Origin of the sequence: Nocardia noduli, from assembly GCF_019038455.1 — a bacterium.
GTDB classification, from domain to species: Bacteria; Actinomycetota; Actinomycetes; order Mycobacteriales; family Mycobacteriaceae; genus Nocardia; species Nocardia noduli.
Genome location: NZ_JAFMPL010000194.1, coordinates 1 through 5,531, shown reverse-complemented (window position 1 = coordinate 5,531; position 5,531 = coordinate 1). Strand labels below are relative to the sequence as shown.

Annotated in this window: 3 rRNA genes; all 3 read left to right on the top strand. The window is 55.6% G+C overall.

The annotated features are described in order from the left end of the window. Positions 1-208 precede the first annotated feature (208 nt). The 3 genes from JZ792_RS40550 to rrf all read left to right on the top strand — a co-directional run bounded on the left by JZ792_RS40550 (position 209) and on the right by rrf (position 5,527). Positions 209-1,727 (top strand): 16S ribosomal RNA (locus JZ792_RS40550). 342 nt (positions 1,728-2,069) lie between these two features. Beyond that, positions 2,070-5,204, top strand: a 23S ribosomal RNA gene (locus tag JZ792_RS40545). Between the two features lie 206 nt (positions 5,205-5,410). After that, positions 5,411-5,527: ribosomal RNA gene (rrf, locus tag JZ792_RS40540) — 5S ribosomal RNA — on the top strand. The 16S, 23S and 5S rRNA genes sit together here, the layout of an rRNA operon. The last annotated feature ends 4 nt before the right edge of the window (positions 5,528-5,531 follow it).

The following is a 5,531-nucleotide window of genomic DNA, read 5'->3' as shown; positions in this document are numbered from 1 at the left end:
GTGTGTGCGTGTGTTCTTTGAGAACTCAATAGTGTGTCGATGAATGTCAGTGCCAAATGTTTTATTTGGTTCCGGCCCTTTCATACCCCCGTATGGGATGGGTTGGACATTAGTCAGCAAAAGATTTTTTGTTGGCGTTTTGTTTTGCTAGGTTTTCGGACTCTAGTTAGATATTTCTGATTCACCTTTCGGGGTGTTTCGTGAGTCTTCAACGGAGAGTTTGATCCTGGCTCAGGACGAACGCTGGCGGCGTGCTTAACACATGCAAGTCGAGCGGTAAGGCCCTTCGGGGTACACGAGCGGCGAACGGGTGAGTAACACGTGGGTGATCTGCCTCGCACTTCGGGATAAGCCTGGGAAACTGGGTCTAATACCGGATATGACCACGGACTGCATGGTTTGTGGTGGAAAGATTTATCGGTGCGAGATGGGCCCGCGGCCTATCAGCTTGTTGGTGGGGTAATGGCCTACCAAGGCGACGACGGGTAGCCGACCTGAGAGGGTGACCGGCCACACTGGGACTGAGACACGGCCCAGACTCCTACGGGAGGCAGCAGTGGGGAATATTGCACAATGGGCGGAAGCCTGATGCAGCGACGCCGCGTGAGGGATGACGGCCTTCGGGTTGTAAACCTCTTTCGACAGGGACGAAGCGCAAGTGACGGTACCTGTAGAAGAAGCACCGGCCAACTACGTGCCAGCAGCCGCGGTAATACGTAGGGTGCGAGCGTTGTCCGGAATTACTGGGCGTAAAGAGCTTGTAGGCGGTTTGTCGCGTCTTCTGTGAAAACTTGGGGCTCAACCTTAAGCTTGCAGGGGATACGGGCAGACTAGAGTACTTCAGGGGAGACTGGAATTCCTGGTGTAGCGGTGAAATGCGCAGATATCAGGAGGAACACCGGTGGCGAAGGCGGGTCTCTGGGAAGTAACTGACGCTGAGAAGCGAAAGCGTGGGTAGCGAACAGGATTAGATACCCTGGTAGTCCACGCCGTAAACGGTGGGTACTAGGTGTGGGTTTCCTTCCACGGGATCCGTGCCGTAGCTAACGCATTAAGTACCCCGCCTGGGGAGTACGGCCGCAAGGCTAAAACTCAAAGGAATTGACGGGGGCCCGCACAAGCGGCGGAGCATGTGGATTAATTCGATGCAACGCGAAGAACCTTACCTGGGTTTGACATACACCGGAAACCTGCAGAGATGTAGGCCCCCTTGTGGTCGGTGTACAGGTGGTGCATGGCTGTCGTCAGCTCGTGTCGTGAGATGTTGGGTTAAGTCCCGCAACGAGCGCAACCCTTGTCCTGTGTTGCCAGCGGATTATGCCGGGGACTCGCAGGAGACTGCCGGGGTCAACTCGGAGGAAGGTGGGGACGACGTCAAGTCATCATGCCCCTTATGTCCAGGGCTTCACACATGCTACAATGGCCGGTACAGAGGGCTGCGATACCGTGAGGTGGAGCGAATCCCTTAAAGCCGGTCTCAGTTCGGATCGGGGTCTGCAACTCGACCCCGTGAAGTTGGAGTCGCTAGTAATCGCAGATCAGCAACGCTGCGGTGAATACGTTCCCGGGCCTTGTACACACCGCCCGTCACGTCATGAAAGTCGGTAACACCCGAAGCCGGTGGCCTAACCCCTTGTGGGAGGGAGCCGTCGAAGGTGGGATTGGCGATTGGGACGAAGTCGTAACAAGGTAGCCGTACCGGAAGGTGCGGCTGGATCACCTCCTTTCTAAGGAGCACTTCTGCATCGCACCCCGAAGAGTCGGGGATGGTAAACGTTGATGCCAGAGACCGTTTAGTTCTCATTCGTAGAACTGCGGACGCTCATGGGTGGAACACTGACAATCATCATCGCGTATGGCGGGAGCTGAGTCTTTCGTCGCGGTGGTTATATCGGCACACTGTTGGGTCCTGAGAGAACACGCGAGTGTTTCTTTCATGGGAAACGATAACGATCTGCTCGGATTTCTTGTTCATACCGGGGAGGCTGGAAAGTCTTCTGCTGGTGCGGGGTTCGGATTCGAGTGGGTGTGTTGTTTGAGAACTGCACAGTGGACGCGAGCATCTTTGTTAGTAAGTGTTTAAGAGCGTACGGTGGATGCCTTGGCACCAGGAGCCGATGAAGGACGTAGGAGGCTGCGATAAGCCTCGGGGAGCTGTCAACCGAGCTGAGATCCGAGGATTTCCGAATGGGGAAACCCAGCACGAGTGATGTCGTGTTACCCGCATCTGAATATATAGGGTGTGTGGAGGGAACGTGGGGAAGTGAAACATCTCAGTACCCACAGGAAGAGAAAACAACAGTGATTCCGTGAGTAGTGGCGAGCGAAAGCGGATGAGGCTAAACCATGCGGATGTGATACCCGGCAGGGGTTGTCCGTGTGGGGTAGTGGGGTCATTCTTCTCGATTCTGCCGAGTCGAGCAACAGTCAGAAACCGTTGGGTTAGTCGAAGTGGTCTGGAACGGCCTGTCGTAGAGGGTGAGAGTCCCGTAGACGAAAACCGAGCGGCTGTTGTGGATGATGCCCGAGTAGCAGCGGGCCCGTGAAATCTGCTGTGAATCTGCCGGGACCACCCGGTAAGCCTGAATACTCCCTGGTGACCGATAGCGGACTAGTACCGTGAGGGAAAGGTGAAAAGTACCCCGGGAGGGGAGTGAAATAGTACCTGAAACCGTGCGCTTACAATCCGTCAAAGCCTGTGCATCCTTTAGTGGGTGGTGGGTGATGGCGTGCCTTTTGAAGAATGAGCCTGCGAGTTAGTGGCATGTGGCGAGGTTAACCCGTGTGGGGTAGCCGTAGCGAAAGCGAGTCCGAATAGGGCGTTTCCAGTCGCATGTTCTAGACCCGAAGCGGAGTGATCTACCCATGGCCAGGGTGAAGCGACGGTAAGACGTCGTGGAGGCCCGAACCCACTTAGGTTGAAAACTGAGGGGATGAGTTGTGGGTAGGGGTGAAAGGCCAATCAAACTCCGTGATAGCTGGTTCTCCCCGAAATGCATTTAGGTGCAGCGTCACGTGTTTCACACCGGAGGTAGAGCTACTGGATGGTCTAGGGGGCCTACAAGCTTACCGAAATCAGCCAAACTCCGAATGCCGGTGTGTGAGAGCGTGGCAGTGAGACTGCGGGGGATAAGCTTCGTAGTCGAGAGGGAAACAGCCCAGATCGCCGGCTAAGGCCCCTAAGCGTGTACTAAGTGGAAAAGGATGTGGGGTCGCGAAGACAACCAGGAGGTTGGCTTAGAAGCAGCCACCCTTGAAAGAGTGCGTAATAGCTCACTGGTCAAGTGATCCTGCGCCGACAATGTAGCGGGGCTCAAGTACACCGCCGAAGCCGCGGCATTCACGCAATACATTCACTTCTCCTTGCGGGGGGTTGTGCAGTGGTGTGGATGGGTAGGGGAGCGTCCTGTGGCCATGGAAGCGGCGGAGTGATCCAGCCGTGGAGGCTACAGGAGTGAGAATGCAGGCATGAGTAGCGAAAGACGAGTGAGAAACTCGTCCGCCGAATGACCAAGGGTTCCTGGGCCAGGTTAATCCGCCCAGGGTGAGTCGGGACCTAAGGCGAGGCCGACAGGCGTAGTCGATGGACAACGGGTTGATATTCCCGTACCCGTGTATCCGCGCCAAATGGTGAATCAGTTGTGCTAAGTATCCAAAAGCGGATGGACCTCCTTCGGGAGGCCGGATGTGGCTGCATACGACCCTGGCTGTAGTAGTCAAGCGATGGGGTGACGCAGGAAGGTAGCTGGGCCAGTCAGTGGTTGTACTGGTGTAAGCCTGTAGGGCGAGACATAGGCAAATCCGTGTCTCATATAGCCTGAGAGGTGATGCGTAGCCGATTGAGGCGAATTCAGTGATCCTATGCTGCCGAGAAAAGCCTCTAGTGAGTTGGTACACGGCCCGTACCCCAAACCGACACAGGTGGTCAGGTAGAGAATACTAAGGCGATCGAGAGAACTGTGGTTAAGGAACTCGGCAAAATGCCCCCGTAACTTCGGGAGAAGGGGGACCAACGCTGGTGACGGAACTTGCTTCCTGAGCTGGTGGTGGTCGCAGAGACCAGTGAGAAGCGACTGTTTACTAAAAACACAGGTCCGTGCGAAGTCGTAAGACGATGTATACGGACTGACGCCTGCCCGGTGCCGGAAGGTTAAGAGGACCGGTTAGCCAGTAATGGCGAAGCTGAGAATTTAAGCCCCGGTAAACGGCGGTGGTAACTATAACCATCCTAAGGTAGCGAAATTCCTTGTCGGGTAAGTTCCGACCTGCACGAATGGCGTAACGACTTCTCAGCTGTCTCAACCACAGACTCGGCGAAATTGCATTACGAGTAAAGATGCTCGTTACGCGCGGCAGGACGAAAAGACCCCGGGACCTTCACTATAGCTTGGTATTGGTGTTCGGTACGGTTTGTGTAGGATAGGTGGGAGACTGTGAAGCGGGCACGCCAGTGTTCGTGGAGTCATCGTTGAAATACCACTCTGATCGTATTGGACTTCTAACCTCGGACCATGATCTGGTTCAGGGACAGTGCCTGGTGGGTAGTTTAACTGGGGCGGTTGCCTCCTAAAATGTAACGGAGGCGCCCAAAGGTTCCCTCAGCCTGGTTGGCAATCAGGTGTCGAGTGCAAGTGCACAAGGGAGCTTGACTGTGAGAGCGACAGCTCGAGCAGGGACGAAAGTCGGGACTAGTGATCCGGCACCGGCAAGTGGAAGCGGTGTCGCTCAACGGATAAAAGGTACCCCGGGGATAACAGGCTGATCTTCCCCAAGAGTCCATATCGACGGGATGGTTTGGCACCTCGATGTCGGCTCGTCGCATCCTGGGGCTGGAGTAGGTCCCAAGGGTTGGGCTGTTCGCCCATTAAAGCGGCACGCGAGCTGGGTTTAGAACGTCGTGAGACAGTTCGGTCTCTATCCGCCGCGCGCGTCAGAAACTTGAGGAAGGCTGTCCCTAGTACGAGAGGACCGGGACGGACGAACCTCTGGTGTGCCAGTTGTCCTGCCAAGGGCACTGCTGGTTAGCTACGTTCGGAAGGGATAACCGCTGAAAGCATCTAAGCGGGAAGCCTGTTCCAAGATGAGGTTTCTCACCACCTTCGAGTGGTTAAGGCCCCCTACAGACCATGGGGTTGATAGGCCAGAACTGGAAGCCCGGTAACGGGTGTAGGTGACTGGTACTAATAGGCCGAGGACTTACCAACAAAGAAGCTACGCGTCCACTGTGCGGTATCTGAAACAACACACAGACACTGCAGCAGACACCCGGAAACACTTTTCGGTGTGTATGCGAACCTGGAAGACACTGTCTCGACCGTGAAAACGGGAGGGGGTGTGGATCCCGGGTTCGTGAACACATCGAGTGTGTGGTGGGGTTGTCAGCGCTGTTGTGTGGATAGTTTCATAGAGTTACGGCGGCCATAGCGGCAGGGAAACGCCCGGTCCCATTCCGAACCCGGAAGCTAAGCCTGCCAGCGCCGATGGTACTGCACTCGACAGGGTGTGGGAGAGTAGGACACCGCCGGAACATC